At 56.5% G+C, this 25,543-nt stretch carries 25 protein-coding genes and 1 riboswitch; of the genes, 3 read left to right on the forward strand and 22 right to left on the reverse strand.

What is annotated here, in order from left to right; genetic code table 11:
- Positions 1-23: 23 nt before the first annotated feature.
- Positions 24-85, reverse strand: a riboswitch (Fluoride riboswitch).
- 88 nt (positions 86-173) lie between these two features.
- The gene (locus DXX3274_RS06590; RefSeq protein WP_042859143.1) at positions 174-962 is read left to right on the forward strand and encodes a deaminated glutathione amidase; all 789 of its coding nucleotides are present in this window, start codon (positions 174-176) and stop codon (positions 960-962) included.
- Between the two features lie 154 nt (positions 963-1,116).
- Positions 1,117-1,326, forward strand: coding sequence for a twin-arginine translocase subunit TatE (gene tatE, locus DXX3274_RS06595; RefSeq protein WP_013316960.1), 210 nt, complete (start codon positions 1,117-1,119; stop codon positions 1,324-1,326).
- Positions 1,327-1,431: 105 nt separating this feature from the next.
- Here the strand turns inward: tatE and lipA are convergent, their stop codons facing one another.
- The 13 genes from lipA to leuS form a co-directional block, all read right to left on the reverse strand.
- Positions 1,432-2,397, reverse strand: a complete 966-nt coding sequence (gene lipA, locus DXX3274_RS06600; protein ID WP_042859145.1) for a lipoyl synthase — start codon at positions 2,395-2,397, stop codon at positions 1,432-1,434.
- Positions 2,398-2,578: 181 nt separating this feature from the next.
- Entirely contained in the window at positions 2,579-3,271 is a 693-nt protein-coding gene (gene lipB / locus DXX3274_RS06605) for a lipoyl(octanoyl) transferase LipB (protein ID WP_042861928.1), read from the reverse strand.
- A gap of 173 nt (positions 3,272-3,444) precedes the next feature.
- Positions 3,445-3,708: a DUF493 family protein YbeD gene (gene ybeD, locus DXX3274_RS06610; RefSeq protein WP_013316963.1), complete on the reverse strand. Its 264-nt coding sequence runs from the start codon at positions 3,706-3,708 to the stop codon at positions 3,445-3,447.
- Between the two features lie 133 nt (positions 3,709-3,841).
- Entirely contained in the window at positions 3,842-5,053 is a 1,212-nt protein-coding gene (gene dacA / locus DXX3274_RS06615; RefSeq protein ID WP_042859146.1) for a D-alanyl-D-alanine carboxypeptidase DacA, read from the reverse strand.
- A gap of 179 nt (positions 5,054-5,232) precedes the next feature.
- On the reverse strand, positions 5,233-6,384 hold the full coding sequence (gene rlpA, locus DXX3274_RS06620) for an endolytic peptidoglycan transglycosylase RlpA (protein ID WP_042859147.1): 1,152 nt from the start codon (positions 6,382-6,384) through the stop codon (positions 5,233-5,235).
- A gap of 9 nt (positions 6,385-6,393) precedes the next feature.
- Positions 6,394-7,506 carry a peptidoglycan glycosyltransferase MrdB gene (mrdB, locus tag DXX3274_RS06625; RefSeq protein WP_042859148.1) on the reverse strand — a complete coding sequence of 371 codons (1,113 nt, stop codon included), beginning with the start codon at positions 7,504-7,506 and terminating at the stop codon, positions 6,394-6,396.
- A 7-nt stretch (positions 7,507-7,513) separates the two neighbouring features.
- Positions 7,514-9,418: a peptidoglycan DD-transpeptidase MrdA gene (mrdA, locus tag DXX3274_RS06630; protein WP_042859149.1), complete on the reverse strand. Its 1,905-nt coding sequence runs from the start codon at positions 9,416-9,418 to the stop codon at positions 7,514-7,516.
- Between the two features lie 36 nt (positions 9,419-9,454).
- A complete protein-coding gene (gene rlmH, locus DXX3274_RS06635; RefSeq protein WP_012883860.1) occupies positions 9,455-9,925 on the reverse strand; it encodes a 23S rRNA (pseudouridine(1915)-N(3))-methyltransferase RlmH in 471 nt (156 codons plus the stop codon).
- Position 9,926: 1 nt separating this feature from the next.
- Positions 9,927-10,244 carry a ribosome silencing factor gene (gene rsfS / locus DXX3274_RS06640; protein WP_013316968.1) on the reverse strand — a complete coding sequence of 106 codons (318 nt, stop codon included), beginning with the start codon at positions 10,242-10,244 and terminating at the stop codon, positions 9,927-9,929.
- Between the two features lie 157 nt (positions 10,245-10,401).
- Positions 10,402-11,076: a nicotinate-nucleotide adenylyltransferase gene (gene nadD / locus DXX3274_RS06645; protein WP_042859150.1), complete on the reverse strand. Its 675-nt coding sequence runs from the start codon at positions 11,074-11,076 to the stop codon at positions 10,402-10,404.
- Positions 11,066-12,097 carry a DNA polymerase III subunit delta gene (gene holA / locus DXX3274_RS06650; protein WP_042859151.1) on the reverse strand — a complete coding sequence of 344 codons (1,032 nt, stop codon included), beginning with the start codon at positions 12,095-12,097 and terminating at the stop codon, positions 11,066-11,068. The genes nadD and holA overlap by 11 nt, the downstream gene beginning before the upstream one ends.
- The gene (gene lptE, locus DXX3274_RS06655; protein WP_042859152.1) at positions 12,094-12,648 is read right to left on the reverse strand and encodes an LPS assembly lipoprotein LptE; all 555 of its coding nucleotides are present in this window, start codon (positions 12,646-12,648) and stop codon (positions 12,094-12,096) included. The genes holA and lptE overlap by 4 nt, the downstream gene beginning before the upstream one ends.
- Positions 12,649-12,662: 14 nt before the next feature.
- Positions 12,663-15,245, reverse strand: coding sequence for a leucine--tRNA ligase (gene leuS, locus DXX3274_RS06660; RefSeq protein ID WP_042859153.1), 2,583 nt, complete (start codon positions 15,243-15,245; stop codon positions 12,663-12,665).
- Positions 15,246-15,504: 259 nt separating this feature from the next.
- Between leuS and DXX3274_RS06665 the strand changes: the two genes are divergently transcribed.
- Entirely contained in the window at positions 15,505-15,987 is a 483-nt protein-coding gene (locus DXX3274_RS06665) for a zinc ribbon-containing protein (protein ID WP_013316973.1), read from the forward strand.
- Between the two features lie 65 nt (positions 15,988-16,052).
- Here the strand turns inward: DXX3274_RS06665 and DXX3274_RS06670 are convergent, their stop codons facing one another.
- The 9 genes from DXX3274_RS06670 to miaB form a co-directional block, all read right to left on the reverse strand.
- Positions 16,053-16,778 (reverse strand): amino acid ABC transporter ATP-binding protein, encoded by a 726-nt coding sequence (locus tag DXX3274_RS06670; protein WP_038660930.1) that lies wholly within the window; start codon positions 16,776-16,778, stop codon positions 16,053-16,055.
- The gene (gltK, locus tag DXX3274_RS06675) at positions 16,778-17,452 is read right to left on the reverse strand and encodes a glutamate/aspartate ABC transporter permease GltK (protein WP_042859154.1); all 675 of its coding nucleotides are present in this window, start codon (positions 17,450-17,452) and stop codon (positions 16,778-16,780) included. Before gltK ends, DXX3274_RS06670 begins: the two co-directional genes overlap by 1 nt.
- Positions 17,453-17,456: 4 nt before the next feature.
- Positions 17,457-18,197 carry an amino acid ABC transporter permease gene (locus tag DXX3274_RS06680; RefSeq protein ID WP_042859155.1) on the reverse strand — a complete coding sequence of 247 codons (741 nt, stop codon included), beginning with the start codon at positions 18,195-18,197 and terminating at the stop codon, positions 17,457-17,459.
- Between the two features lie 163 nt (positions 18,198-18,360).
- On the reverse strand, positions 18,361-19,284 hold the full coding sequence (locus DXX3274_RS06685) for an amino acid ABC transporter substrate-binding protein (protein WP_038660921.1): 924 nt from the start codon (positions 19,282-19,284) through the stop codon (positions 18,361-18,363).
- 355 nt (positions 19,285-19,639) lie between these two features.
- A complete protein-coding gene (gene lnt / locus DXX3274_RS06690) occupies positions 19,640-21,169 on the reverse strand; it encodes an apolipoprotein N-acyltransferase (protein ID WP_042859156.1) in 1,530 nt (509 codons plus the stop codon).
- Between the two features lie 7 nt (positions 21,170-21,176).
- Positions 21,177-22,046, reverse strand: coding sequence for a CNNM family magnesium/cobalt transport protein CorC (gene corC, locus DXX3274_RS06695; RefSeq protein ID WP_042859157.1), 870 nt, complete (start codon positions 22,044-22,046; stop codon positions 21,177-21,179).
- 98 nt (positions 22,047-22,144) lie between these two features.
- Positions 22,145-22,630: an rRNA maturation RNase YbeY gene (ybeY, locus tag DXX3274_RS06700; RefSeq protein ID WP_042859158.1), complete on the reverse strand. Its 486-nt coding sequence runs from the start codon at positions 22,628-22,630 to the stop codon at positions 22,145-22,147.
- Entirely contained in the window at positions 22,627-23,679 is a 1,053-nt protein-coding gene (locus DXX3274_RS06705; RefSeq protein ID WP_042859159.1) for a PhoH family protein, read from the reverse strand. Before DXX3274_RS06705 ends, ybeY begins: the two co-directional genes overlap by 4 nt.
- 224 nt (positions 23,680-23,903) lie before the next feature.
- Complete coding sequence (gene miaB, locus DXX3274_RS06710; protein WP_038668771.1) at positions 23,904-25,328, reverse strand: tRNA (N6-isopentenyl adenosine(37)-C2)-methylthiotransferase MiaB; 1,425 nt, start codon at positions 25,326-25,328, stop codon at positions 23,904-23,906.
- Between the last annotated feature and the right edge of the window lie 215 nt (positions 25,329-25,543).

Genomic DNA, 25,543 nt, shown 5'->3' on the forward strand with positions numbered 1-25,543 from the left:
TCGAAAGGGCACGCCCGATTGAGGGACTTGCAGACATCATCAGCCGGAAGGGCGGTTATGGAGGAATGTCATCTCCGTTACTGGCTAATAAAGTTTACCTGCATGCCGATGTTTTTTGTAGCCGTGGTAGTTTTACCAAATGTATCCGCCTGTTATGTATGAAGGAGCCAGATATGAAAGTGGCGCTCGGTCAGTTTGCCGTGCAACGTCTATGGCAGGACAACGCCCAGACTTGCATAACATTAATGGCCCAGGCGGCGTCCGCCGGGGCTGATCTGCTGGTGCTGCCGGAGGCGGTGCTGGCGCGAGACAATACGGACCCAGAATGGGGCGTCGGTTGCGCCCAGCCGATCACCGGCCCGTTTGTCAGCCAGTTGCTGACCGCCAGCCAGTCGCTGGATATCAGCGTGGTGTTTACCCTGCATACTCCGGCGTCGGATGGGCGTGTGCACAATACGCTGCTGGTTATCCGGCGCGGTGAAGTGTTGGTTCATTACCACAAGCTGCATTTGTATGACGCTTTTACGGTGCAGGAGTCCCGACGGGTGACGCCGGGTACGGCGCTGCCGCCGGTGGTGGAGGTGGCGGGAATGCGCGTCGGGCTGATGGTGTGCTACGACATCCGTTTCGCCGAGATGGCGCGCCAACTGGCGGTCAACGGCGCCGATGTGCTGGTGGTGCCGGCGGCCTGGGTGAAAGGCCCACAGAAGGAAGCGCACTGGGAATTGCTGGCCCGGGCCCGGGCGCTGGAGAACACCTGTTATCTGGTGGCGACAGGGGAGTGTAGCGACAGGAATATCGGCAATAGCATGGTGGTGGATCCGATGGGCGTGGTTATCGTCCAGGCCGCCGAACAGCCTGAATTGCTGCTGGCGGAGCTGAAGTTGGAGCGTATTCAAGCCGTTCGCCGCCAGTTACCTGTGCTGCATCACAATCGCTTTAAGCCGCCTGTACTACGATAATAGCAAGGCATCACATGCCGGATAAAAAACAGCGACTGGCGATGGACGTCTTACTTTGTTACAGATGACCATTGCCTTATCCGGTGTATCGATTTAAAAAAGAGCGATGTAAAGCGCGCTGGCTTTTCCAGCTCACATCATCAGGTAGGTATGTATGGAAGGTATCAGTATTGCCAAGCTCTTAGTGATTGGCGCCTTGATTGTTCTGCTGTTCGGCACCAATAAACTGCGCAGTCTGGGCAGCGATCTGGGTGCCGCTATCAAAGGCTTCAAGAAATCCATGAGTGATGAGCAGCCGGCGGCAAAATCTTCCGCTCAGGATGAACATCCAGCCGCTATCAGCGAAAATCGTCCTAAAGAATAATTATCAGCGCTGACAGGCATCAAAATAAAAAAGCGGAGGGCTTTGCCATCCGCTTTTTGTCTTGCTTGTGTCATTTTGTAAGAGGATGTTGCGGGTAGTGGCCCGTTATTTCACCTCAATCCCTTTGGCCTGCAAGTCGGCGTGATAGGACGAACGAACGAACGGGCCGCAGGCGGCGTGGGTAAAGCCCATTGCCAGCGCTTCCGCCTTCATTTCCTCAAACTCTTCCGGCGGCACGTAACGTTGTACCGGCAGGTGGTGACGGCTCGGCTGCAGATATTGGCCCAGCGTCAGCATGGTCACGCCGTGGCGACGCAGATCGCGCATCACATCCAGAATCTCATCATTGGTCTCGCCCAGACCCACCATCAGACCGGACTTGGTCGGGATATTGGGATGCGTGGCTTTGAATTTTTCCAGCAGCTGCAACGACCATTCATAATTGGCGCCCGGACGTACCTGGCGGTAGAGACGCGGCACGTTTTCCAGGTTGTGGTTAAATACGTCCGGTGGCGTGACGGTCAGAATATCCAGCGCCCGATCCATACGACCACGGAAGTCCGGCACCAGCGTTTCGATTCTGATGCTCGGGTTTTTACGGCGAATGGCGCTGATGCAGTCGGCAAAATGCTGGGCGCCGCCGTCACGCAGGTCGTCACGGTCAACTGAGGTGATCACCACATAACGCAGCCCCATATCGTGAATGGTCTGAGCCAGTTTTTCCGGCTCGTTGGCGTCCGGGGTCAGCGGGCGGCCGTGGGCGACATCGCAGAACGGGCAGCGGCGAGTGCAGATGGCGCCGAGGATCATGAACGTGGCGGTGCCGTGATTGAAGCACTCCGCCAGGTTAGGGCAGGATGCCTCTTCGCAAACCGAGTGCAGACCATTACGGCGCATGGCGTCCTTGATGCCCTGAATTCGGCTGGAGTCCGCAGGTAATTTGATTTTCATCCATTCCGGCTTGCGGAGCATCTCCTGACGCTCGGTGACGACGGTACGTACCGGGATCAGGGCCATTTTGTCTGCATCGCGGTATTTGATGCCACGTTCGATCTGAATCGGTTTACTCATGTTTGCGTAATTTCCAGTTCTGAATCGCTGTTATGAATTTATATAAAATTCATTGGATTACGTGAGTTGTTAAACTTTTTTTTAAAAAGCTCACAAAATTATATCATCTTTGTCCGCCGACGAGCAGCCATTGAGGGACAAAATACAGAAATTATGTAAATAAAATGTAATGTAACCGCAGTCAGACTGCGTCAGATGCGCTCAGCGGGTGTGGTGCCCCTTGCTGCGACCAGTTCCACTCCAGCCATTCCTGCTGCCGGTAATCCAGCAGTTCCATAAACGCTTTCACCATCACTGTCGCGGTTTCGGCTACCGTTGCGCCGGGAACCTGCTCGCTGAGTTGAGTCATCGCCATACCGGCATAGCCGCAAGGGTTGATGCGCAGAAAAGGGGACAGATCCATAGCAATGTTCAGCGCCAGCCCGTGAAACGAGCAGCCGTGACGGATGCGTAGACCCAGTGAACAGATTTTCCGTTCGCCGACGTAGACGCCGGGGGCATCGGGGCGGGCGTGCGCGTCAACGGCATAATGCGCCAGCGTATTGACGACGGTATTTTCGATAGCGGTTACCAGCTGGCGTACGCCAACTTTGCGGCGTTTGATATCGATAAGCACATACATCACCTGCTGGCCGGGGCCGTGGTAGGTCACCTGACCGCCGCGATCGCTTTGAATCACCGGGATGTCGCCGGGCATCAGAACATGTTCGGCTTTGCCCGCCTGGCCCTGGGTAAAAACCGGCGGGTGCTGCACCAGCCACAATTCGTCAAAACTGTGGCTGTCTCGTTGTTCGGTGAAGGTGTGCATAGCCTGCGACACCGGCTCGTAAGGCTGTACGCCCAACTGGCGGACTATAATCGTGTCACTGACCATGATCGCGTCACGTACTATCATCGTGTCACGTACTGTGATCGTATCCTGTTGCAAGAGTGTCATCGTCGGGTGAAGAAGGAATGAGCGCAATTATAGCGGGGTGATGCTACAGCGAATAGCGGTTTCCTCGCTTGTCTCCGTATTAAGGAGACAAGGTCAGAGCGCGGCGGGCGTTACAGCACCACACGTACAATATCGATGTTACCCAGTTCTTCGTACAGCGTTTCTACCTGCTCGATATGGGTGGCGATGATAGTAATCGATACCGAATGGTAGTTGCCTTTGGTGCTGGGCTTGATTTGCGGGTTATAGTCGCCGGGAGCATGGCGCTGAACCACTTCCACAACCCGATCCACCAGCTCCGGTTTTGCCAGCCCCATGACTTTGTAGGTAAATGAGCATGGAAATTCAAGCAATTCGTTGAGTTTGGTTTTCATGGCGACTCCAGAGTCATTCATTAGTACAAAATTATCACTCCCGCCGAAGCGGGAGTGTTAAGTATGACCGAAATCCTGTTGTTCGATCCTTAAGTGAGCAACATGAGGGCGGTTGCTCAGGATTCAAGGGGGATCAACTGAACCAGCGGTGGAACATCAGTTTGATGTAGTCGAACAGACGTCCGAAAATCCCGCCTTCTTTGACTTCGTTCATCACCACCAGCGGGCGCTGTTCGATCACTTTGCCGTCCAGCTGGAAGTTGATGGTGCCCACCACCTGGTTTTTGGCCAGCGGCGCGTGCAGTTCCGTATTGGTCAGCACATAGCTGGCTTTCAGATCTTTCATGCGGCCGCGCGGAATGGTGATGTAGGCATCTTTATCCACGCCCAGCGATACCCGGTCATTGTCGCCGAACCACACCGGTTCGGAGGCGAATTCCTTGCCGGTTTTCAGCGGCGCCACCGTTTCAAAGAAGCGGAAGCCCCAGGTCAGCAGTTTCTTGCTTTCTGTTTCACGGCCTTTGAAAGTCCGTCCCCCCAGTACGGCGGAGATCAGGCGCATCTGACCTTCGGTCGCCGAGGCCACCAGATTGTAGCCGGCGGAGGAGGTATGGCCGGTTTTGATGCCGTCAACGGTCAGGCTGCTGTCCCACAACAGGCCGTTGCGGTTCGTCTGGCGGATATTGTTGAAGGTAAATTCTTTCTCTTTATAGGTCGCGTACTCATCCGGTACGTCGCGGATCAACGCCTGACCAATCAGCGCCATATCGCGGGCTGAGCTGTACTGACCTTCAGCATCCAGACCGTGAACCGTTTTGAAGTTGGTGTTCTGCAACCCCAGCGCCTTGACGTAACCGTTCATCAGGTTGACGAACGAATCCTGGCTGCCCGCCACGTAGTCAGCCATCGCGACGCAGGCATCGTTGCCGGACTGCAGGATAATCCCTTTGTTCAGCAAATAAACCGGCACGCGATCGCCCGGTTTGAGAAACATCAGCGACGATCCCTGAAAATCGGGGTTGCCGGTAGCCCAGGCGTCTTTACCAATAGTCACGACATCGTTCGGGCTGATCTTCCCAGCTTTAATCGCCTGGCCGATGACGTAGCTGGTCATCATTTTGGTCAGGCTGGCGGGGTTGCGACGGGTGTCGGCGTTCTTTTCCGCCAGCACTTTACCCGAGTTGTAATCAATCAGGATATACGCTTCGGCATCAATATCCGGGACGGCAGGAATCATGGTTTTCAGATTAATGTCGTCTGCGTAGGCGAAAGTGGATGCACTGATGGCGAGCAACGTGCCGAGCGCAATACGTTTGGTAAAACAAGACGTGATTACTGTTTTCATGATTGGAACAACAACATCCGTGGGTATAAGTTAAAAAACGAGCCACACTATAACAGATGAAAATCGGGGCGGCACCAGACAATACGTTACGCGATTTTGCCGATCGCCGGGGGCGATATCGTTATCGCTCGTACAGATAAAGAAAGAGGGAATTTATCCCTCTTTCGACCGTAAATAGGTTACTGCGCGCCAGACACCGTGGTGATAAATGACGGCTGTTGCGCTTCGCTGGACAGGCGCTGTTGCAGGTCGGCTGCTTGCTGACGACTCTGGAACGGCCCCAACTGGATGCGATATAAACCGTTATTCAGGGTGACTTTGCCAGGCACGCGGAAGCGCTCGTTCAGGCTTTTCAGCCAGGTTTGCGCCCGCTGCTGATCGCTCAGCGCGCCGACCTGCACCACGATGTTGCCGGAACCGGCAGGCACAGCCGGTTGCGACAGCGTGCGTGACGGCTGAACGGCGACCGGCGCCGTCGCGACCGCCGTTGCTCTGACTGGCGTGGCGGCAGGGGTTGGTTCCGGGCTTTCCAGCACCCCGCTGGGCAGCGGTTTGGGCGCACCGAGGAAACTGCCTCCGCTTGAGGCGCCGGTATTGTTGACAGACGGGTTGCCGCTAACGATATTGCCGCCGCCATTAGCTGTTGTCGGCGTCAACGTGGCGTTGCTGATCGGCCGCACCGCGGCGGCAGTAGCCGGCGCGCTTTCCATGACCGGCGTTCCCAGACCGCTGGAGCCCAGCGTCGGGCGTGACGGCAGGGCAAAACTCTGTTTGGCGACACGGGTGCCGATGGTGCCGGGGCCGGAGAGCGAGCCGTCCGGCGCTACGCTGATGAAGTCCACCTTCACTTTGGTATTGTTGGACAGATTAAGGCGGTCGGCCGCGCCTTTGGTCAGGTCGATGATTCTGCCCGGCGTATAAGGCCCGCGATCGTTGACACGTACCACCAGACGACGGCCGTTGCTGAGGTTGGTGACGCGCACATAGCTGGGAATCGGCAGCGTGGGATGGGCGGCGGCCATGGCGTTGACGTCGAATTCTTCGCCGGTCGCCGTGCGGTTACCGACCGATTCCCGATCGTGCCAGGCGGCAAACCCGCTTTCACTGAAATTCTCCGGATTTTTAACAATACGGTAGGTTTTGCCGTTCATGCTGTAATCCTGCATGTTGGCGGGTTTGTACGGTTCGTAGCGCGGCTCCGCGCCGCCGATTTCTTCCACCGGGCCATTGTATGCCGTGGCCTGCGGTGAGGGAGACTGAGGCTGTTCCGTAACCGCGCAGCCTGCCAGAGCCAGGCTGATCGCGCCAAGCCAAACCCAATCCTTACGCATTGCTCACCCCTATAAATTCTTGGATAACATTTTGCGGTGAGTGTGTATCGACATGACGATACCGAATCCCGCCATCAAGACGACCAGAGCCGAGCCGCCATAGCTGACCAACGGCAGCGGCACCCCGACCACCGGCAGGATACCACTCACCATGCCGATGTTAACAAACACATACACGAAAAAGATTAGCATCAAGCCACCGACCATCACCCGGCCGAACGAGGTTTGCGCATTGGCGGCGATCACCAGGCCGCGCATGATCAGGAACAGGTACAACCCCAGCAGAATCAGCACGCCGATCAGTCCCAGCTCTTCGGCCAGCACCGCGAAAATGAAGTCGGTATGGCGTTCCGGCAGGAACTCCAACTGAGACTGGGTGCCCTGCAGCCAGCCTTTGCCGGCCAGGCCGCCGGAGCCGATGGCGATTTTCGACTGAATAATATGATAACCGGCGCCGAGCGGATCGGTTTCCGGGTCCAGCAGCATCATTACCCTATCGCGCTGGTAATCATGCATCAGGAAAAACCACAGTACGGGAATGAACGCCGCCAGCAGAATGGCGGCAATGGCGATCAACCGCCAGCTCATGCCGGCGAGGAACAGTACGAACAGGCCGGAAGCGCAAATCAGGATGGCGGTGCCAAGGTCCGGCTGGGCGGCCACCAGCAGGGTGGGGGCGAACGTCAGCGCCAGCGCGATGGCGGTATTTTTCAACGACGGCGGGCACATATCGCGGTTGATATAGCGGGCCACCATCAGCGGCACCGCGATTTTGGCGATTTCCGACGGCTGGAAGCGCACCACGCCTAAATCGAGCCAGCGTTGCGCGCCTTTACTGATCTGGCCGAATACATCTACCATGACCAGCAGGATAAAACAGAAAATGTACAGATACGGAGCCCAGCCTTCATAGACCCGCGGCGGGATTTGCGCCATGCCGATCATGACGACTAACCCCAGCACGCATTGGGCAATTTTGCGCTCCATCATGCCCGTGTCCTGCCCGCTGGCGCTCCACATGACGAACAGGCTATAGCCCAGTAACGCCATTACACACAGAAGGAAAGGCAGATCAATGTGCATTTTGGTCCAGATTGAGCCTTTTTGTTGACTGTCTGTCATGGTGCCTCTACTCGGTTTCACTGCCCGGCGGCGACGGCGGCGCGTCCGGCAGGTTGGTATTGTTGTCGCCCAACATAATATGGTCGAGGATTTGACGTACGATGGTCCCGACGGCTGGCCCGGCGCCGCCGTTTTCCAGAATGATGGACATGGCGACTTTCGGGTTGCTGTAAGGGGCGAAAGCGACCATCAATTTGTGGTCGCGCAGCCGTTCGGCAATCCGGTTGGCGTTATAGGTTTCGTTTTCCTTCAGGCCGAATACCTGTGCCGTCCCTGACTTGGCTGCAATCTTATACGGCGCATCGGCAAAGAATTTGTGGGCGGTGCCGTTCTGACGGTTGGCGACGCCGTACATGCCGTCTTTGGCTATTTCCCAGTAACCGGAGCGGATATCGCCAATCTGCTGGTGCTCCGGCTGGCGGTAAGGCACCTGAGTATTGTTTTCCTGCATACTGCTAAGCAGATGTGGTGTTTTGACCTGGCCGTCGTTAATCAGCGTGGTGAGCGCTTTGATCATCTGGATCGGCGTGGCGGTCCAGTAGCCCTGGCCGATGCCGACCGGGATAGTATCCCCCTGATACCAGGGTTTCTTGTAGCGTTTCATCTTCCAGTCTCGGGTCGGCATGATCCCGGCCCGTTCTTCAGACAGATCGATACCGGTGAGATGGCCGTAACCGAATTTGCCCATCCACTCAGACAGGCGGTCGATCCCCATATCATAGGCGACCTGATAGAAGAAGGTATCGGCGGATTCTTCCAGCGATTTGGTGAGATTCAGGCGGCCGTGCCCCCATTTTTTCCAGTCGCGGAAGCGTTTTTCCGAGCCGGGCAACTGCCACCAGCCGGGGTCAAACAGCGAGGTGTAAGGTGTGATAACGCCAGCACTAAGAGCGGATACCGCGATGTAAGGTTTGACAGTAGAGGCGGGCGGGTACACCCCTTGTGTCGCGCGGTTGATCAGCGGCCGATTCTGATCGTTGAGTAGTTCCCGATAGGCTTTGCCTGAAATGCCGTCGACGAACGGGTTCGGGTCGTAACTGGGATTGGATACCATTGCCAGAATACCCGCGTCCCGTGGGTCGGTGACTACCACGGCGGCGCGGCTGCCGGTCAGCAGTTTCTCGATATAGAGCTGGAGGTTGAGGTCCAGCGTCAGGGTGATATCTTTGCCGGCTTGCGGCGGTTGTTCGTGCAACTGGCGAATCACGCGGCCGCGGTTATTGACTTCCACTTCCTCGTAGCCTGGTTTGCCGTGCAGCACATCTTCGTAATAGCGTTCAATACCGAGCTTGCCGATATCGTGGGTCGCCGCGTAGTCCGCCAGCTTGCCTTCCTGGTCCAGCCTTTCCAGATCTTTGTCGTTGATTTTGGAAACATAGCCAATGACGTGGGTCAGCGCGGCACCATACGGATAGTAGCGGCGCTGGTAGCCTTTGACTTCCACGCCGGGAAAACGGTACTGATTGACGGCGAAGCTCGCTACCTGTACTTCGTTCAATCCGGTTTTGACCGGGATGGACGTGAAGCGACGCGAACGTTTACGCTCTTTTCTGAAGTTATCGATGTCTTCATCGGTCAGGTCAATGATCGATTTGAGCGCCTGCAGCGTCTCTTCCAGATTGTTGACCTTTTCGGGAATCAGCTCCAGCTGGTAAATCGTGCGGTTGAGCGCCAGCGGGGTGCCGTTGCGGTCATAGATAATGCCGCGGCTCGGGGCAATCGGCACCAGCTTGATGCGGTTTTCATTCGAACGGGTACGATAATCGTCAAAACGTAAAACCTGCAGGTGGTATAGATTGGCGACAAGAATACCGCTCAGCAGCAAAATGCCCAAGAACGCGACCAGCGCCCGGCGTACAAACAGGGCTGCCTCAGCCGTATAGTCACGAAAGGGTTTACGTTCTATATTCATCCAGCGATTGCTACTTCACAGGGTTCATCGTTCGCCTTACTCCCGATGGTAAGGATGATTGGTGGTAATACTCCAGGCCCGGTACAGACTCTCCGCCACCAGCACGCGCACCAGCGGATGCGGCAGCGTTAGCGGCGACAGCGACCAGCTTTGCTCCGCGGCGGCTTTGCACTGCGGCGCCAGCCCTTCAGGGCCGCCAATCAGCAGGCTGATATCGCGCCCGTCCTGTTTCCAGCGCTCCAGTTGCTGCGCCAGCTGCGGCGTTTCCCAGCGCGAACCGGGAATATCCAGCGTTACGATGCGGTTGCCTTTGCCTACGGCGGCCAGCATTAGTTCGCCTTCCCGTTCCAGAATCCGCTTGATATCGGCATTCTTGCCGCGCTTGCCCGCCGGAATCTCCACCAGTTCAAACGGCATGTCTTTGGGAAAACGGCGGAGGTAATCGGTAAAGCCGGTCTGCACCCAGTCGGGCATTTTGGTGCCAACGGCGACCAGTTGCAGCTTCATATCAGCCCCAGAGTTTTTCCAGTTCGTACAGGTGACGGCTCTCTTCCTGCATCACATGGACGATCACGTCGCCGAGATCGACCACGACCCAGTCGGCGTCGTTTTCCCCTTCAACGCCTAACGGCATCAGCCCGGCGGCGCGGGATTCCTGCACAACGTGATCGGCGATGGAGGTGACATGACGGCTGGATGTGCCGGTACAAATAATCATGCAGTCGGTGATACTGGATTTCCCTTTTACATTGAGGGCAACAATATCCTGACCTTTCAAATCGTCAAGTTTATCAATAACGAAATCTTGGAGTGCTTGGCCTTGCAAAGGTTCCCCCTTTAATGAGTGGTTAATCTGCCGGTTATGCGGGCTGGTCTGGCGTCAGTGAAATAGCCGTTTCACCGCTGCGGCAGGTGGTTTTCCTGTAGCCGAAACCAGCGGCGGAGTATATCACGGCCTTATAATGAGTGGTATCGACGCATGACTATCGATAGAGTCCGTGTGTGTCAATATACTTCAGCACACTTTCGGGCAGCAGATCATGGCAGTCGAGGCCTTGTTGTCGGCGATGACGGATGTCGGTGGCGGAAATCGGCAGGAGCGGGGTATGGGCGAGGTAAATCAGCCCGTGACAGCGGCGGTGCAACGGGTCGACATCGTGAGTCTGGTGCGCCGTCAGCCAGGCTTCCAGCTCGGCGGTATCCAACTGCTGGTGGTAACCGGGGCGGGCGCAGACCAGCAGATGGCAGTAATCCAGTATTTCCTGCCAGCGGTGCCAGCGATGCAGCGTCAACAGCGAATCTTGCCCGATAACGAACGCCAGCGGTGCGTCGGCGCCTTTCTCGGCGCGTAGCGCTTCCAGCGTCTCAATGGTGTAGGACGGCGTGGCGCGTTGTAGCTCACGATCGTCGATCTGAAACAGCGGGTTGTCGCGTACCGCTAGCTCAACCATGGTTTTGCGCTGGCTGGCGCTGGCTTCCGGCTGCTCACGGTGCGGCGGTACGTTGTTGGGCAGCAGAATGACGCGTTGCAGACCAATTTCCTGCGCCAGCGCGGCGACCGGGCGCAGATGCCCGTAGTGAATCGGGTCAAACGTGCCGCCAAAGTAGGCGGTCAGCGGCTGGGTGGCCGGGAATGTCGACAAATCGCTATACCTCAAGCAGGCCGTCGGGCAGCGCTTTACCGCACAGAACCATCGACAACGTTTCCAGTTCCGCCCAGACCGGTTGCCCGTAATTCTGTTTCAGGGTGATCTCCAGCCGGCTCAGCAGGGTAATCGCCTGCTGTAATTGCGTCAGCGATAGACGTTGCAATGCCTGCGTCAACAGCGGACGTCGGTTTTGCCACACCTTGTGCTGGTCAAGCAGCGTGCGCAGCGGCGTGGTCGCCATGCGTCGTTTTAACTGTAGCAGCAACAGCAATTCCCGCTGCACGGTGCGCAGCAGGATAACCGGCTCGCACTCTTCCAGCCGTAACTGCTGCAAAATGTGCCACGCGCGTTTGCTTTTGCCGCCCAGCAGCGCATCCAACCAGTGGAACGGCGTGAAATGCGCGGCATCGTTGACCGCCTGCTCGACCCGCGGCAGCGTCAGCTTGCCGTCCGGATACAGCAGCGACAGCCGCTCCAGCGCTTGCACCAACGCCAGCAGATTCCCTTCATAGCAATAGCAAATCAACTGGCTGGCGGCGTCATCCAGTTCCAGCTTCATGTTTTTAGCGCGATGCGCCACCCAGCGGGGGAGTTGTTCCTGTTCAGGCGTCATGCAAGGGACGTACACGCCCTGTTGCGACAACGCTTTGAACCAGGCGCTGTTTTCCTGCGCTTTGGTGAGTTTGTTGCCCCGCACCATCAACAGAATGTCGGGATGCAACAAGGTGGAGAGCTTGACCAGTTGCTCGCTGATGGGGGCGCCGGGACCGGCGTCCGGCAGAATCAGCAGCAGGGTCTGGCGGGATGCGAACAGGCTGAGCGCCTGACAGGTGGAAAAAATAGCGTCCCAGTCGGTGTTGTTATCCAACGTGAAACTGAAGTGTTCCAGAAAATCCTGCTGACGGGCGACAGTCCGGATCTGATCCTGACTCTCCTGCAGCAATAAGGGTTCATTGCCGAACAGCAGATAACAGCCGCGCAGCCCCTCATGGAGCTGCGCGGTCAGTTGTTCGGGATAGATCCGAATCATGGGCGCGCCGGTACGGATGTAGCGGCCTGCGCCTTCTGATTGATTTTCGTGTTCTGACTTCCTTTGATCGTCAGTAGTTTTCTTACCAACTGCTGGGCCGCCTGCTCACGCATTTCACGCAACACGATATCCTGCTCGGCGTCTTTGGCCAACGCGGCAAGCGGGTTATCGAAGAAGGAGCGGAAAATCGTCACGCTGAACGGATAGATGTCATCACCCGGAATCAGCACCTGCGCTTTTACTTCCAGAACCAACTGGTACTCTGCTGTTTTCCCATCCTGGAAAATAGATACGGTGTTGCGGGTCAGATGGTCTCCCATAAAACGGAAGGACGGTAGATCCTTACGGTCGGTATTTTCCATGATGTTGACGTTGTTGAGACGCAACTGTTCACGGATAGCCCGCGTCATCGGACCGTAGGGGTCGCCGCTGTCCAGAATCAGATTATGCAACTGCTCCGGCATCTGAGTGGTGCCGCGCAGATGAAAGCCGCAGCCGGCGGTCATCAAGACCACCAGCCCCAGCACCAGCGTTAAAAACGGGTGTCGCACAGTACCTCCTTGCCTTAACCCACAACCAGGTTAAGCAGTTTGCCCGGAACGAAAATCACCTTGCGAACGGTCACGCCATCCAGATATTTGGCTACCAGCGGCTCCTGTGCCGCCCGATCGCGAACCTGTTGCTCGGTGGCATCGGCCGCCACGGTGATTTTGCCGCGAACTTTACCGTTGACCTGCACCACGACCAGACGAGAGTCTTCCACCATCGCCTGTTCGTCCGCTACCGGCCACGGCGCCTGATCGATGTCGCCTTCGCCTTTCAGCTCGCGCCACAGTACGAAGCAGGCGTGCGGAGTGAACGGGTAGAGCATCCGTACTACCGCCAGCAGCGTTTCCTGCGTCAGCGCGCGGTCCTGTTCCGACTCCTGCGGCGCTTTGGCCAGCTTGTTCATCAGCTCCATGATCGCCGCGATGGCGGTGTTGAAGGTCTGACGACGGCCGATATCATCCGTCACTTTGGCGATGGTTTTGTGCAGGTCGCGGCGCAGCGCTTTTTGGTCTTCCGTCAGCGCAGCCACATCCAACTGTTGGGTGGCGCCTTTCCCGGTGTGGTCGTAAACCTGTTTCCACACGCGTTTCAGGAAGCGGTTAGCCCCTTCCACGCCGGATTCCTGCCACTCCAGCGTCATTTCCGCCGGGGATGCAAACATCATGAACAGACGTACGGTGTCGGCGCCGTAGCGTTCCACCATGACCTGCGGGTCGATACCGTTGTTTTTCGATTTCGACATTTTGCTCATGCCGGCGTAAACCAGCTCGCGGCCTTCTTTATCGAACGCCTTGGTGATGCGCCCTTTGTCGTCGCGTTCCAGCGTCGCGTCGCTCGGCGATACCCAGATACGCTCGCCGTTGTTGCCGACATAGTAGAAGGCGTCGGCCAGAACCATCCCCTGACACAGCAGACGTTTAGCCGGCTCGTTGGAATTCACCAGACCGGCGTCGCGCATCAGTTTGTGGAAGAAACGGAAGTACATCAGGTGCATGATGGCGTGTTCGATACCGCCGACATATTGGTCTACCGGCAGCCAGTAGTTGGCGGCAGCCGGATCCAGCATGCCCTGATCGTACTGCGGGCAGGTATAACGCGCGTAATACCAGGACGACTCCATGAAGGTATCGAAGGTATCGGTTTCACGCAGCGCCGGCTGGCCGTTGACCGTGGTTTTAGCCCACTCGGGATCGGCCTTGATCGGGCTGGTGATGCCGTCCATCACCACGTCTTCCGGCAGCACTACCGGCAGTTGGTCTTCCGGCGTCGGAATTACGGTGCCGTCTTCCAGCGTCACCATCGGGATCGGCGCGCCCCAGTAACGTTGGCGGGACACGCCCCAGTCGCGCAGACGGTAATTGACTTTACGTTGACCGACGCCCTGCGACACCAGTTTGTCGGCAATGGCGTTAAAGGCGGCGTCAAAGTCCAGTCCGTCGAATTCGCCGGAGTTGAACAGGCGGCCTTTTTCAGTTTGCGCCTGAGCGGACAGATCCGGCTCGCTGCCGTCTGCCATCAGAATAACCGGTTTCACCGGCAGGTTATATTTGTGGGCGAATTCCCAGTCGCGCTGGTCGTGGCCCGGTACCGCCATGACGGCGCCGGTGCCGTATTCCATCAGCACGAAGTTGGCGGCCCACACCGGCACGTTTTCGCCGGTCAGCGGGTGGATGGCGAACAGACCGGTGGCGACGCCTTTTTTCTCCATGGTCGCCATGTCGGCTTCCGCCACTTTGGTGTTGCGGCATTCAGCGATAAAGTCCTGCAGCGCCGGGTTGTTTTCCGCCGCTTTCAGCGCCAGCGGATGACCCGCCGCCACGGCGACATAGGTCACGCCCATGAAGGTGTCCGGGCGGGTGGTGTAAACGGTCAGGGTGTCGTCGCCGTCAGCGATCCGGAAGGTGATTTCCACCCCTTCGGAACGGCCGATCCAGTTACGCTGCATGGTTTTGACCTGCTCAGGCCAGCTTTCCAGCGTATCCAGATCGTTGAGCAGTTCGTCGGCGTAAGCGGTGATTTTGATGAACCACTGCGGGATTTCCTTGCGTTCCACCTTGGTGTCGCAACGCCAACAGCACCCGTCGATCACCTGCTCGTTGGCCAGTACGGTCTGGTCGTTCGGGCACCAGTTCACCGCTGAGGTTTTTTTGTAAACCAGGCCCTTCTCATACAGTTTGGTGAAGAACCATTGTTCCCAACGGTAGTAATCCGGTTTGCAGGTCGCCACTTCGCGATCCCAGTCGTAACCAAAGCCCAGCAATTTCAGCTGGTTTTTCATGTATTCGATATTGGCGTAGGTCCAGGGCGCCGGCGCGGTATTGTTTTTCACCGCCGCGCCTTCCGCCGGCAGGCCAAAGGCGTCCCAGCCGATCGGCTGCAGAACGTTTTTGCCCAGCATACGCTGATAGCGGGAGATCACGTCGCCGATGGTGTAGTTGCGGACATGACCCATGTGTAGACGGCCAGAAGGATAAGGCAGCATGGAAAGGCAATAGTATTTTTCCTTGCCGGGTTCTTCGGTCACTTTGAAAGTCTGTTTCTCTTGCCAGTGAAGCTGGACGTGCGCTTCGATATCTTCTGGGCGGTATTGCTCTTGCATGGCTGCCAGTGGTCCTTAGTGAAAATCGCTACCTCGGTAGCATGTTCTGTTTCATTTCAAAAGATCCGCATAGCATAGCTGATAAGCGACTGGCTCAACAACCGCTTGAGGCGGTCCGGGGCCGATTTATGCGGCGCCGGTAGCGAAGACGGGGGGGTAAACCCGCGGATTGGGAAGCGGCTCCCGGTTGTGTCGGAAAAATCATCTACACTAGGCTGTGCAGGCCCGTCGATAAGCGCTTTCACGCTAAGGAGTCACGATGAGCAAAGTGGTTCAGTATTACCGGGAATTGATGTCCGCCGTTACCGAGTGGCTAAGCCGCGGCGAGCGGGACATGGATAAGCTGATGTCGGATGCCCGGCGCCAGTTACAGGAAACCAATGAACTGACGCAAAAGGAGATTGAACAGGTAATACTGGCGCTCCAGCGCGATCTGGAAGCCTTCTCCCTCAGTTACGAGGAGAGCCAGAATGCCTTTGCCGATAGCGTGTTCGTGCGCGTGATTCGCGAAAGCCTGTGGCAGAACCTGGCGGATATCACCGACAAGACGCAACTGGAATGGCGCGAAGTGTTCAAGGATGTCAGCCACCACGGCGTGTATCACAGCGGCGAGGTGGTGGGGCTGGGCAATCTGGTGTGCGAACAGTGCCATCACCACATTGCTTTTTATACCCCGGAAGTTTTGCCGTTGTGCCCGAAATGCGGCCATGACCAGTTCCATCGCCAGCCATTTTCGCCCTGACCGGGAGCGTGCGGAAAAAAACAAGGGTGCCGAAGCACCCTTGCGATATGGCGATACGCTGCGGATTAATGCAGGATTTTCGCCAGAAAATCTTTAGCGCGGTCAGACTGCGGATTACTGAAGAAGTCCTCTTTGCGGGTGTCTTCAATGATCTTGCCTTCATCCATGAAGATAACGCGGTGCGCTACCTTGCGGGCGAATCCCATCTCGTGGGTCACCACCATCATGGTCATGCCTTCCTGCGCCAGCTCCACCATTACGTCCAGCACTTCATTGATCATTTCCGGGTCGAGCGCCGAGGTCGGTTCGTCAAACAGCATCGCCACCGGGTCCATGCACAGGGCGCGGGCGATAGCCACACGCTGTTGCTGACCGCCGGATAACTGCCCGGGGAACTTGTTGGCATGCGCCGACAGGCCGACGCGCGCCAGCAGCTTCAGCCCTTTCTCGCGGGCGGCTTCTTTGTCGCGCTTGAGTACCTTGACCTGCGCCAGCGTCAGGTTGTCGACGATGGACAAATGGGGGAACAGTTCAAAATGCTGGAACACCATGCCGACTTTGGAGCGCAATTGCGCCAGATTGGTGCGTTTGTCATTGACAGTGGTGCCGTTAACTTCAATCTGACCTTGCTGGATCGGCTCCAGGCCGTTAACGGTTTTGATTAAGGTCGATTTCCCGGAGCCGGAAGGTCCGCAAACCACCACCACTTCACCTTTTTTCACTTCGGTGGAGCAGTCGGTCAGCACCTGAAATTGACCATACCATTTAGAAACATTTTTCAGGAAAATCATCAAACCGTCCTTCTCTTCAAATAATTGACCAGCATCGACGCCGAGAGGCTGATAACAAAGTACACAAACCCGGCGAACAGGATCATTTCCACCTGAGTGCCGTCACGTTCGCCGATGGTGGATGCGGTACGGAAGAAGTCCGCCAGACTAAGCACGTACACCAGCGAGGTATCCTGAAACAGCACGATACCCTGAGTCAGCAGCAAGGGAATCATGGCCCGGAACGCCTGAGGTAGAATCACCAGCCGCATGGATTGCCAGTGGGTCATCCCCAGCGCCAGCGCGGCGGAGGCCTGCCCGCGGGAAATACTCTGGATGCCGGCGCGGATAATCTCGGAATAATAGGCCGCCTCAAACAGCGAGAAGGCTACCATAGCTGATACCAGCCGAATATCGGTTTTCGGAGAAAGGCCAAGCACATTTTGTAATAAGCTCGGCACGATCAGGTAGAACCACAGCAGCACCATCACCAGCGGTACCGAGCGGAACAGGTTGACGTACAGTTTCGCAAACCAACTGATGGGCTTGATGGGCGACAGGCGCATCACCGCCAGCACGGTGCCCCAGACAATCCCCACCACGACCGCGGTCAGGGTGATTTCCAGCGTGATGCCCATCCCCTTGATCAGATAAGGCAAGCTGGGCGGAATCGAACTCCAGTCAAAATTATACATTTATTTATTTGCTCCCCAGATTGCCCGGCAGACGGGTTTTACGCTCCACAATCTGCATGATCAGCATGATGATGGCGTTGATGCCGATATAGGCCAGCGTGATCGCGCTGAAGGATTCATAGGCGTGAGCGGAGTAGTCCAGCAGTTTGCCGGCCTGAGCCGCCATGTCCACCAGGCCGATAGTGGAGGCGATGGCGGAGTTTTTCACCAGGTTGAGCATTTCCGAGGTCAGCGGCGGCACCACCACCCGGTAGGCGTTGGGCAGCAAGACATAACGGTAGGTCTGGGGAAGCGTCAGGCCGATCGCCAGACCGGCGGCCTTCTGACCACGCGGCAGCGACTGAATGCCTGCCCGCACCTGTTCGCACACGCGCGCGGCGGTGAACATGCCCAGACAGAACATGGAAGACAGGAAGAACTGGATATTGGGGTCCAGTTCGGCCTTAAACCACATGCCGATTTTGGTTGGCAGTAGCTCCGGCACAACCAGATACCAACTGAAGAACTGGACAATCAGCGGCACGTTGCGAAACAACTCGACATAACAGGTGCCGATACCGGCCAGCAGACGGTTGGGGACGGTACGCAGAATACCCAGCAGCGAGCCCAGCAGGAAGGCGATGACCCAGGCGCACAAGGAAAGTGATACGGTGACCTGCAGGCCGGAAATAATCCACCCCAAATAGGTCGTATTTCCGAACGGAGCGGATTGCAGGAAAATGCCCCAGTTCCAATCTATTGACATAACAAACTCCGGTAAAAAAAGGGTAGCGTTCGCTACCCCGAAGATTGATGAGTGGCTTGTGGATTCGCAGGGTGGGGAACGACCACCCTGCGCCTGTCTGTCTTGCCACGAATCAGCAATCGAAAGGCAGAATTACTGCCCTTTATTGTCATTATTAATACGGTTACAGCGCCTTATCGTTCGGTGCCTTGAACAGTGCCTTCATGTCGTCGGATAGGACATAGTTCAGGTTAAGATTTTTCGGCGGGATCGGTTGGGTGAACCATTGCTCGTACCATTTGGCGGCTTCGCCGGAGGTTTGTACCTGAGCGATGGTGTCGTCCACCAGTTTCTTGAATTCAGGGTCGTTCTTACGCAGCATGCAGCCATAGGCTTCGTGAGATTGCGGCGTACCGACAATGACCCATTCGTCCGGATTTTTGGCTTTGGCGCGTTCGCCTGCCAGCAGCGCGTCGTCCATCATGAAGGCCACCGCACGGCCGCTCTCCAGGGTGCGGAAGGAATCACCGTGATCCTTGGCGCTGATGATGCGCAGGTTCAGTTTCTTCTCTTCATTCATTTTGTTCAGCAGCACTTCAGATGTGGTGCCGGAAGTAACGACCACCGCCTTGCCGCTCAGATCGGTGAAATCCTTGATGCCGGAGTCTTTTTTGGTCAGCAGACGCGTGCCGATCACGAAAATGGTATTGGAGAAGGCAGCCTGCTGCTGGCGTTCCAGGTTGTTGGTGGTGGAGCCGCACTCCAGATCGAAGGTACCGTTCTGCAACAGCGGAATACGGTTCTGGGAAGTGATGGGGAGCAGTTTCACCTGCAGATTGGGCGCGCCGATCGCTTTTTTGACGGCTTCAACAATCTTGTCGGAGTAAGCCTGTGAATAGCCTACGACTTTTTGCTGATTGTCGTAGTAGGAAAACGGCACGGAAGATTCGCGGTGACCAATAACGATAACACCACTGTCTTTGACTTTTTTCAGCGTGGGGATCGGTGCGTTTTCTTTTTGGGCCGAAGCCGGCTGTTCTTCTGCATAAGCCATAGTTGCTGTTGTGCTGATCAGCATTAACGACAGTGCCAGTTTACGCAATTGCATGCTCTAACTCCTTTGCTGTTGTGGTGGTGCAAATTCTGCTGGGCTATTACCGGCCACATGTTGTGCACCGCTAAAGAGCGAATAAAACGCTGTCATGTTTAAAAATAGCGGATTGTAAACATAATGAAACGAGAATGTTTGCTTTTTGCGAGGCGCTCCGCACCAAAGTGCTGCAATAAAAAACTTATGGCACTAATTTGGTGCAGTTTGTGCCCTGGTATTGTGCTATCGCAGGGCGGGATGGCCGCAAACGTGCAACGTCAGACGTTTCATATCAATGAGTAGCAAGTTGTGTGCCAAAAATGAAACAAGACATGTCCGGACATGTCTTGTTGTGAGACGGCGAATGCGGAAATCAGCGGGAACGGAAGCGATAAACCAGCGCAGCGAAGCCCAGCAAGGCTTCCAGCAGCCACAACGGCCAGGAGCCGAAGCGGGCGTAAGGCGTGATGCCGGTTGCCGGCGTTACGCGGGTCTCCAGTACATCGCGGGTGAACTGCGGGAGACTGGCGCTGATGCTGCCGTCGGGCGCGATGACGGCCGTTACGCCGTTGTTGGTGGAACGCAGCAACGGGCGGCCCAGTTCCAGCGCCCGCATCCGGGCCATCTGGAAATGCTGCCAGGGACCAATAGAGTTGCCGAACCAGGCATCGTTGGAAATGGTCAGCAGCATATCGGTGTCGGCGCGGAAATTGTCGCGCACTTGTTGCCCCAGAACGACCTCATAACAGATGGTGGCGGTGAGGCGGTAGCCGTTAACCACCAACTGCGGCTGCAGGTAGCCGCCGCGGCTGAACGCGGACATCGGCAGATCGAAGAACGGCGCCAGCGGGCGCAACAGGGTTTCCAGCGGCACGAATTCGCCAAACGGCACCAGATGATGTTTGTTGTAGCGGTTGGTGGTCGGATAACGATAGGGCTGCTGATCGCCCAGCACGATGATGCTGTTATAGAAATCGGTGCGATTGTTTTCCCTGCGCGCATCGACAATGCCGGTGATCAGGCTGCTGTGATGCTCACGCAGGATGGCGTCCAGTTGCGTCAGGTAATCCTGCTGGCGGATTTCGACATCCGGAATGGCGGATTCCGGCCAAATCACCAGCGGCGCTTTGTCCATCGCCGGCAGCGTGTTATCGAAATAGACTTTCAGCGTGTTGAGCAGCTCGTTCGGGTCCCACTTCAACGCCTGAGGAATGTTGCCTTGTACCATCGCTACGTTGACCGCGCGCTCCGGCTGCAGTTTGTACCACTCAAGCGAGCGCAACGGCCACGGCAGCACCAACAATGCAGCGGCAACCAGCGCTGGCTGCCAGCGCCGCAGCGTCAGCCCCAGTACCAGCAACCCGCTGATAATCATCAACAGGAAGGTGAGGGTATCGACCCCCGCGATCGGCGCAATACCTTTCAGCGGGCCATCAAGCTGACTGTAGCCGAACTGCAGCCAGGGAAAGCCGGTCAACACCCAACCGCGCAGCAGTTCGGTGACCTGCCACAGCGCCGGCGCCGCCAGTGCTACGCGCCATACGCTCGTCTGCGGCCACAGGCGTGCAAGCAACCCGGCAAACAGCATCGGATAGAGCGACAGGTAGAGCGCCAGCAGCACCACCAGACCGACATTCACCGGGCCGGGCATGCCGCCAAAGTCGGCGATGCTGTAGTAGACCCAGTGGATGCCGGTGCCGAACAGACCGAATCCCCAACTGAAACCGATCGCCGCCGCCTGACGAGCCCGGCGGTTCAGCGTCAGACCCTGTAGCCCCATCAACGAAATAATGGCGGCTGGCCAGAAATCATAAGGAGAGAACGCCAGTGTGCCGCAGGCACCGAATAAAAGCGCCAGCAGGAGGCGAACCTGCTGGCGTTGCATTAATGAAGCGACTGCCATGAATGAATTAATCTTCCAGTTGCGGTTGCGGAACGTCGTCAGGGATTCTGACATGAACCTGAATAATACGGCGGCTGTCGGCCATGGCAACTTTGAACAGGTAACCGTCGATGTCGATGGTTTCCCCGCGTGCCGGCAGGTGACCGAAAGATTGCATCACCAGACCACCGATGGTATCCACTTCCTCATCGCTGAATCGGGTGGAGAAGATCTCGTTGAAGTCCTCGATAGGCGTAAGCGCGCGCACCGTGTAAGTCTGGCGATTCAGCTGGCGGATATCGCGGTCTTCCTCGTCATCGTATTCGTCTTCGATTTCGCCGACGATCAGCTCCAGAATGTCTTCAATCGTCACCAGCCCGGAGACGCCGCCAAATTCATCGATGACGATCGCCATGTGGTAGCGCAGGGAACGAAATTCGTTGAGCATGCGGTCCACCCGCTTGCTTTCCGGCACCACGACGGCAGGCCGCAGCACTTTATCCATGCTGAACGGTTCGGAGTTGCTGCGCATGAACGGCAGCAGGTCCTTGGCCATCAGGATGCCTTCGATATGGTCCTTGTCTTCGCTGATGACCGGGAAACGGGAGTGGGCCGATTCGATGATCACGTCCAGGCACTCTTCCAGCGTCTGGTTATGCTTGAGGGTAATCATCTGCGAACGCGGGATCATGATGTCGCGCACCCGCTGTTCGGCGATATCCATCACCCCTTCCAGCATGTCGCGGATTTCCGGATCAATTTGTTCCGAATCACGGATTAATGCCAGCAGATCATCGTGATCTTTGGATTCACCGTGGAAAATCTGATTGAGAAAAAGAGAGAAAAATCCCTTTTTGGGACTGGGGGTATCGCTGTTGGGAGAATGGTCGTCGCTCATGGCGTCAGTTAATATCACTCTTGTTAAGAAATGATGACCAGCGGTGAATGTCGTCGGTGGCGTATCGCCGCTGGCGTCTGATCCTTAAAATATCGGATTTAAGGCTTGTCAGTAAAATCTTCTTTTTCTGCCAGATACGGGTCGGCATAACCCATACTTTGCATGATTTCCGTTTCCAGCGCTTCCATTTCTTCGGCTTCACTGTCTTCGATATGATCATAACCTAACAGATGCAGGCTGCCATGGACAACCATGTGCGCCCAATGTTCATCCGCGCTTTTCCCCTGTTCGACCGCCTCCTGCTCGACCACCTGCCGACAGATGATGAGGTCGCCCAGCAGCGGTAGCTCCACTTCCGGCGGCGCTTCGAACGGGAACGACAGTACGTTGGTCGGTTTGTCTTTGCCGCGATAAGTCAGGTTCAGGTGATGGCTTTCTTCTTCGTCCACCACCCGGATGGTGACTTCCGCCACCTCCTGAAATTGCGGCAACACCGCTTCCAGCCAGCGCTGAAAGTCGGCTTCCGACGGCAGCCCGTTGCTATTTTCGCTGGCGATTTGCAAATCGAGAATAACCTGACTCATTTCTGCTCCTGCGCGGCGGCCTGCGCTTCGCGTTTGCGTTGTTCCGCCAGTTCGTCCCGGCGTTTCTGATCGGCGGTTTCCCACGCTTCATAAGCGTTGACGATGCGGGCGACCACCGGGTGGCGTACCACGTCTTCGCTGTGGAAGAAGTTAAAACTGATTTCCTCGACTTCCGACAGTACCTCGATGGCGTGACGCAAACCGGATTTTTGATTGCGCGGCAGGTCGATCTGGGTGACATCGCCGGTGATGACCGCTTTCGAGTTAAACCCGATACGGGTCAGGAACATCTTCATCTGCTCGATGGTGGTGTTCTGGCTTTCATCCAGAATGATGAAGGCGTCGTTCAGCGTGCGGCCGCGCATGTAGGCCAGCGGCGCGACTTCAATGACGTTACGCTCGATAAGCTTTTCCACCCGCTCGAAACCCAGCATTTCAAACAGCGCGTCATACAGCGGGCGCAGGTACGGGTCTACCTTCTGGCTCAGATCGCCGGGTAGAAAACCCAGTTTTTCACCGGCTTCCACCGCTGGACGAGTCAGCAGAATGCGGCGGATTTCCTGACGTTCCAGCGCATCCACCGCGGCTGCCACCGCCAGATAGGTTTTCCCGGTGCCGGCCGGGCCGATACCGAAGGTGATGTCGTGATCGAGGATATGGGCGATGTACTGCGCCTGATTGGGGGTACGCGGTTTGATCACGCCGCGTTTGGTGCGGATATTTACCGCTTTACCGTATTCCGGCACGCTGTCGGCGGTCTGTTCCAGTACCCGGGATTCCTTGATGGCCAGATGAATTTGTTCCGGCTCAATATCCGGAATCACGCCGCGTACCGGAGCGGTATCGACATAAAGATGACGCAGGATGTCGGCGGCGGCGTCGATGCAGAGGTCTTTCCCCATCAGCTTGAAGTTGTTGTCGCGATGATTGATCTCTATGCCGAGGCGGCGTTCCAGCTGTTTGATGTTGTCGTCAAACGGGCCGCACAGACTGAGCAGGCGTTTGTTGTCCGCGGGTTCGAGGGCAATTTCTTTTATCGTTACGTTCAAACTATTCCTCTTGGGTTTAAGCAGAATGAGCAATGACGCTGTGCCACAGGCAGTGATATCTGCCCGGATGTGGCGCAGAGATTACCCTGATTATTTATCGTGAACCCCGCAGGGCGCAAGTCACATTCGGCATAAAGGCGGCGGGGGGATGAATCTAATCCGGACGTCGCAGCAAAGAAAAAGCGGGCCGTTTGACGGCCCGCCTGAGAACGATCATCAGCGTATTACGGCTGATAGAGGCCAACGCCTAGCTCGTTCTCTTTGCGGGTACGAGCGATAACCGACGTCGGCGACTCGCTAACGCGCAGATCCATTTGATCTTCGGTGCGGATGACCACGCCACGCAGCGAGTTCGGGTAAACGTCGACAATTTCCACGTCGACGAATTTGCCGATCATATCGGGCGTTCCTTCAAAGTTGACTACGCGGTTGTTTTCAGTACGGCCGGACAGTTCCATCACGCTCTTGCGCGAGGTGCCTTCGACCAGAATGCGTTGTACTGTGCCCATCATCCGGCGGCTGTACTGCATGGCCTGCTGGTTGATGCGTTCCTGCAGAATGTACAGCCGCTGTTTTTTCTCTTCTTCGGTTACGTCGTCCACCATGTCGGCGGCCGGGGTGCCGGGGCGAGGCGAGTAGATAAAGCTGAAGCTCATGTCGAAATCGACATCGGCGATCAGTTTCATGGTCTGCTCGAAATCTTCCTGCGTTTCGCCCGGGAAGCCGACGATAAAGTCGGAACTGATCTGGATCGCCGGGCGGGCTTTGCGCAGTTTGCGGATGATGGCCTTGTATTCCAGTGCGGTGTGACGGCGCTTCATCATGGTCAGTACGCGGTCGGAGCCGCTCTGAACCGGTAGGTGCAGGAAACTCACCAGCTCCGGCGTATCTTCGTACACGCTGATGATATCGTCGGTAAATTCGATGGGGTGGCTGGTGATGAAGCGGATGCGGTCGATACCGTCAATCGTCGCCACCAGACGCAGCAGTTCGGCAAAACTGCAGATGTCGTCATCGTGCGTCGCGCCGCGGTAAGCATTCACGTTCTGGCCCAGCAGGTTGACTTCACGTACGCCCTGAGCCGCCAGTTGGGCGATTTCAAACAGGACGTCGTCAACCGGGCGGCTGACCTCTTCGCCGCGGGTATAAGGCACCACGCAGAAGGTACAGTATTTGTTACAGCCTTCCATGATGGAGACGAATGCGGTCGGCCCTTCGGCGCGCGGTTCCGGCAGACGGTCGAATTTTTCCACTTCCGGGAAGCTGATATCCACGATTGGGCTGCGGGTGCCCTGCACATGGTTAATCATTTCCGGCAGACGATGCAGGGTCTGCGGCCCGAAAATCACGTCCACGTAATGCGCACGGTCGCGAATGTGTTCACCTTCCTGCGAAGCTACGCAGCCGCCCACGCCGATAATCAGATTCGGGTTGACGTCTTTGAGCGTTTTCCAGCGGCCGAGCTGATGAAACACTTTTTCCTGCGCCTTTTCACGGATCGAACAGGTATTCAGCAGCAGAATGTCGGCTTCTTCCGCGACTTCGGTCAGCTGGTAACCGTGCGTACTTTCCAGGAGATCGGCTATCTTCGATGAATCGTATTCATTCATCTGACAGCCCCAGGTTTTGATATGCAGTTTCTTTGTCATCGTCATCGACTAGCCATTACTCAGTGCGGGTAAACACGCTTACCTTCAACGGGGCGCGTACATGCGGGCGCGTATTGTAATCTTTTGCCGTCGTTGTGACCAGAGCGAGCGGCACGTCGCTTTTCTGAAAAACGTTGCCGAAATCCAGTAAACTATCGCCATCTTTTGTCTTTCTGGCGCCTGAGTCTTCTTTATCGGCGCAATAGAAACAGTGG

The organism is Dickeya sp. NCPPB 3274 (assembly GCF_000406205.1).
Classification (GTDB): Bacteria; Pseudomonadota; Gammaproteobacteria; order Enterobacterales; family Enterobacteriaceae; genus Dickeya; species Dickeya fangzhongdai.

What these genes read in the sequence shown, in the direction of transcription:
- mrdA (WP_042859149.1), bottom strand. Translation starts at nt 9,418, where the DNA reads ATGAATATAGAACGTAAACCCTTTCGTGACTATACGGCTGAGGCAGCC.
- DXX3274_RS06590 (WP_042859143.1), top strand. Translation starts at nt 174, where the DNA reads ATGAAAGTGGCGCTCGGTCAGTTTGCCGTGCAACGTCTATGGCAGGAC.
- lipB (WP_042861928.1), bottom strand. Translation starts at nt 3,271, where the DNA reads ATGGTCAGTGACACGATTATAGTCCGCCAGTTGGGCGTACAGCCTTAC.
- dacA (WP_042859146.1), bottom strand. Translation starts at nt 5,053, where the DNA reads ATGAAAACAGTAATCACGTCTTGTTTTACCAAACGTATTGCGCTCGGC.
- lnt (WP_042859156.1), bottom strand. Translation starts at nt 21,169, where the DNA reads ATGGCAGTCGCTTCATTAATGCAACGCCAGCAGGTTCGCCTCCTGCTG.
- ybeD (WP_013316963.1), bottom strand. Translation starts at nt 3,708, where the DNA reads ATGAAAACCAAACTCAACGAATTGCTTGAATTTCCATGCTCATTTACC.
- tatE (WP_013316960.1), top strand. Translation starts at nt 1,117, where the DNA reads ATGGAAGGTATCAGTATTGCCAAGCTCTTAGTGATTGGCGCCTTGATT.
- rlmH (WP_012883860.1), bottom strand. Translation starts at nt 9,925, where the DNA reads ATGAAGCTGCAACTGGTCGCCGTTGGCACCAAAATGCCCGACTGGGTG.
- leuS (WP_042859153.1), bottom strand. Translation starts at nt 15,245, where the DNA reads ATGCAAGAGCAATACCGCCCAGAAGATATCGAAGCGCACGTCCAGCTT.
- DXX3274_RS06670 (WP_038660930.1), bottom strand. Translation starts at nt 16,778, where the DNA reads ATGATTTTCCTGAAAAATGTTTCTAAATGGTATGGTCAATTTCAGGTG.
- DXX3274_RS06685 (WP_038660921.1), bottom strand. Translation starts at nt 19,284, where the DNA reads ATGCAATTGCGTAAACTGGCACTGTCGTTAATGCTGATCAGCACAACA.
- gltK (WP_042859154.1), bottom strand. Translation starts at nt 17,452, where the DNA reads ATGTATAATTTTGACTGGAGTTCGATTCCGCCCAGCTTGCCTTATCTG.
- mrdB (WP_042859148.1), bottom strand. Translation starts at nt 7,506, where the DNA reads ATGACAGACAGTCAACAAAAAGGCTCAATCTGGACCAAAATGCACATT.
- holA (WP_042859151.1), bottom strand. Translation starts at nt 12,097, where the DNA reads ATGATTCGGATCTATCCCGAACAACTGACCGCGCAGCTCCATGAGGGG.
- corC (WP_042859157.1), bottom strand. Translation starts at nt 22,046, where the DNA reads ATGAGCGACGACCATTCTCCCAACAGCGATACCCCCAGTCCCAAAAAG.
- DXX3274_RS06680 (WP_042859155.1), bottom strand. Translation starts at nt 18,197, where the DNA reads ATGTCAATAGATTGGAACTGGGGCATTTTCCTGCAATCCGCTCCGTTC.
- rlpA (WP_042859147.1), bottom strand. Translation starts at nt 6,384, where the DNA reads ATGCGTAAGGATTGGGTTTGGCTTGGCGCGATCAGCCTGGCTCTGGCA.
- lipA (WP_042859145.1), bottom strand. Translation starts at nt 2,397, where the DNA reads ATGAGTAAACCGATTCAGATCGAACGTGGCATCAAATACCGCGATGCA.
- DXX3274_RS06665 (WP_013316973.1), top strand. Translation starts at nt 15,505, where the DNA reads ATGAGCAAAGTGGTTCAGTATTACCGGGAATTGATGTCCGCCGTTACC.
- miaB (WP_038668771.1), bottom strand. Translation starts at nt 25,328, where the DNA reads ATGACAAAGAAACTGCATATCAAAACCTGGGGCTGTCAGATGAATGAA.
- ybeY (WP_042859158.1), bottom strand. Translation starts at nt 22,630, where the DNA reads ATGAGTCAGGTTATTCTCGATTTGCAAATCGCCAGCGAAAATAGCAAC.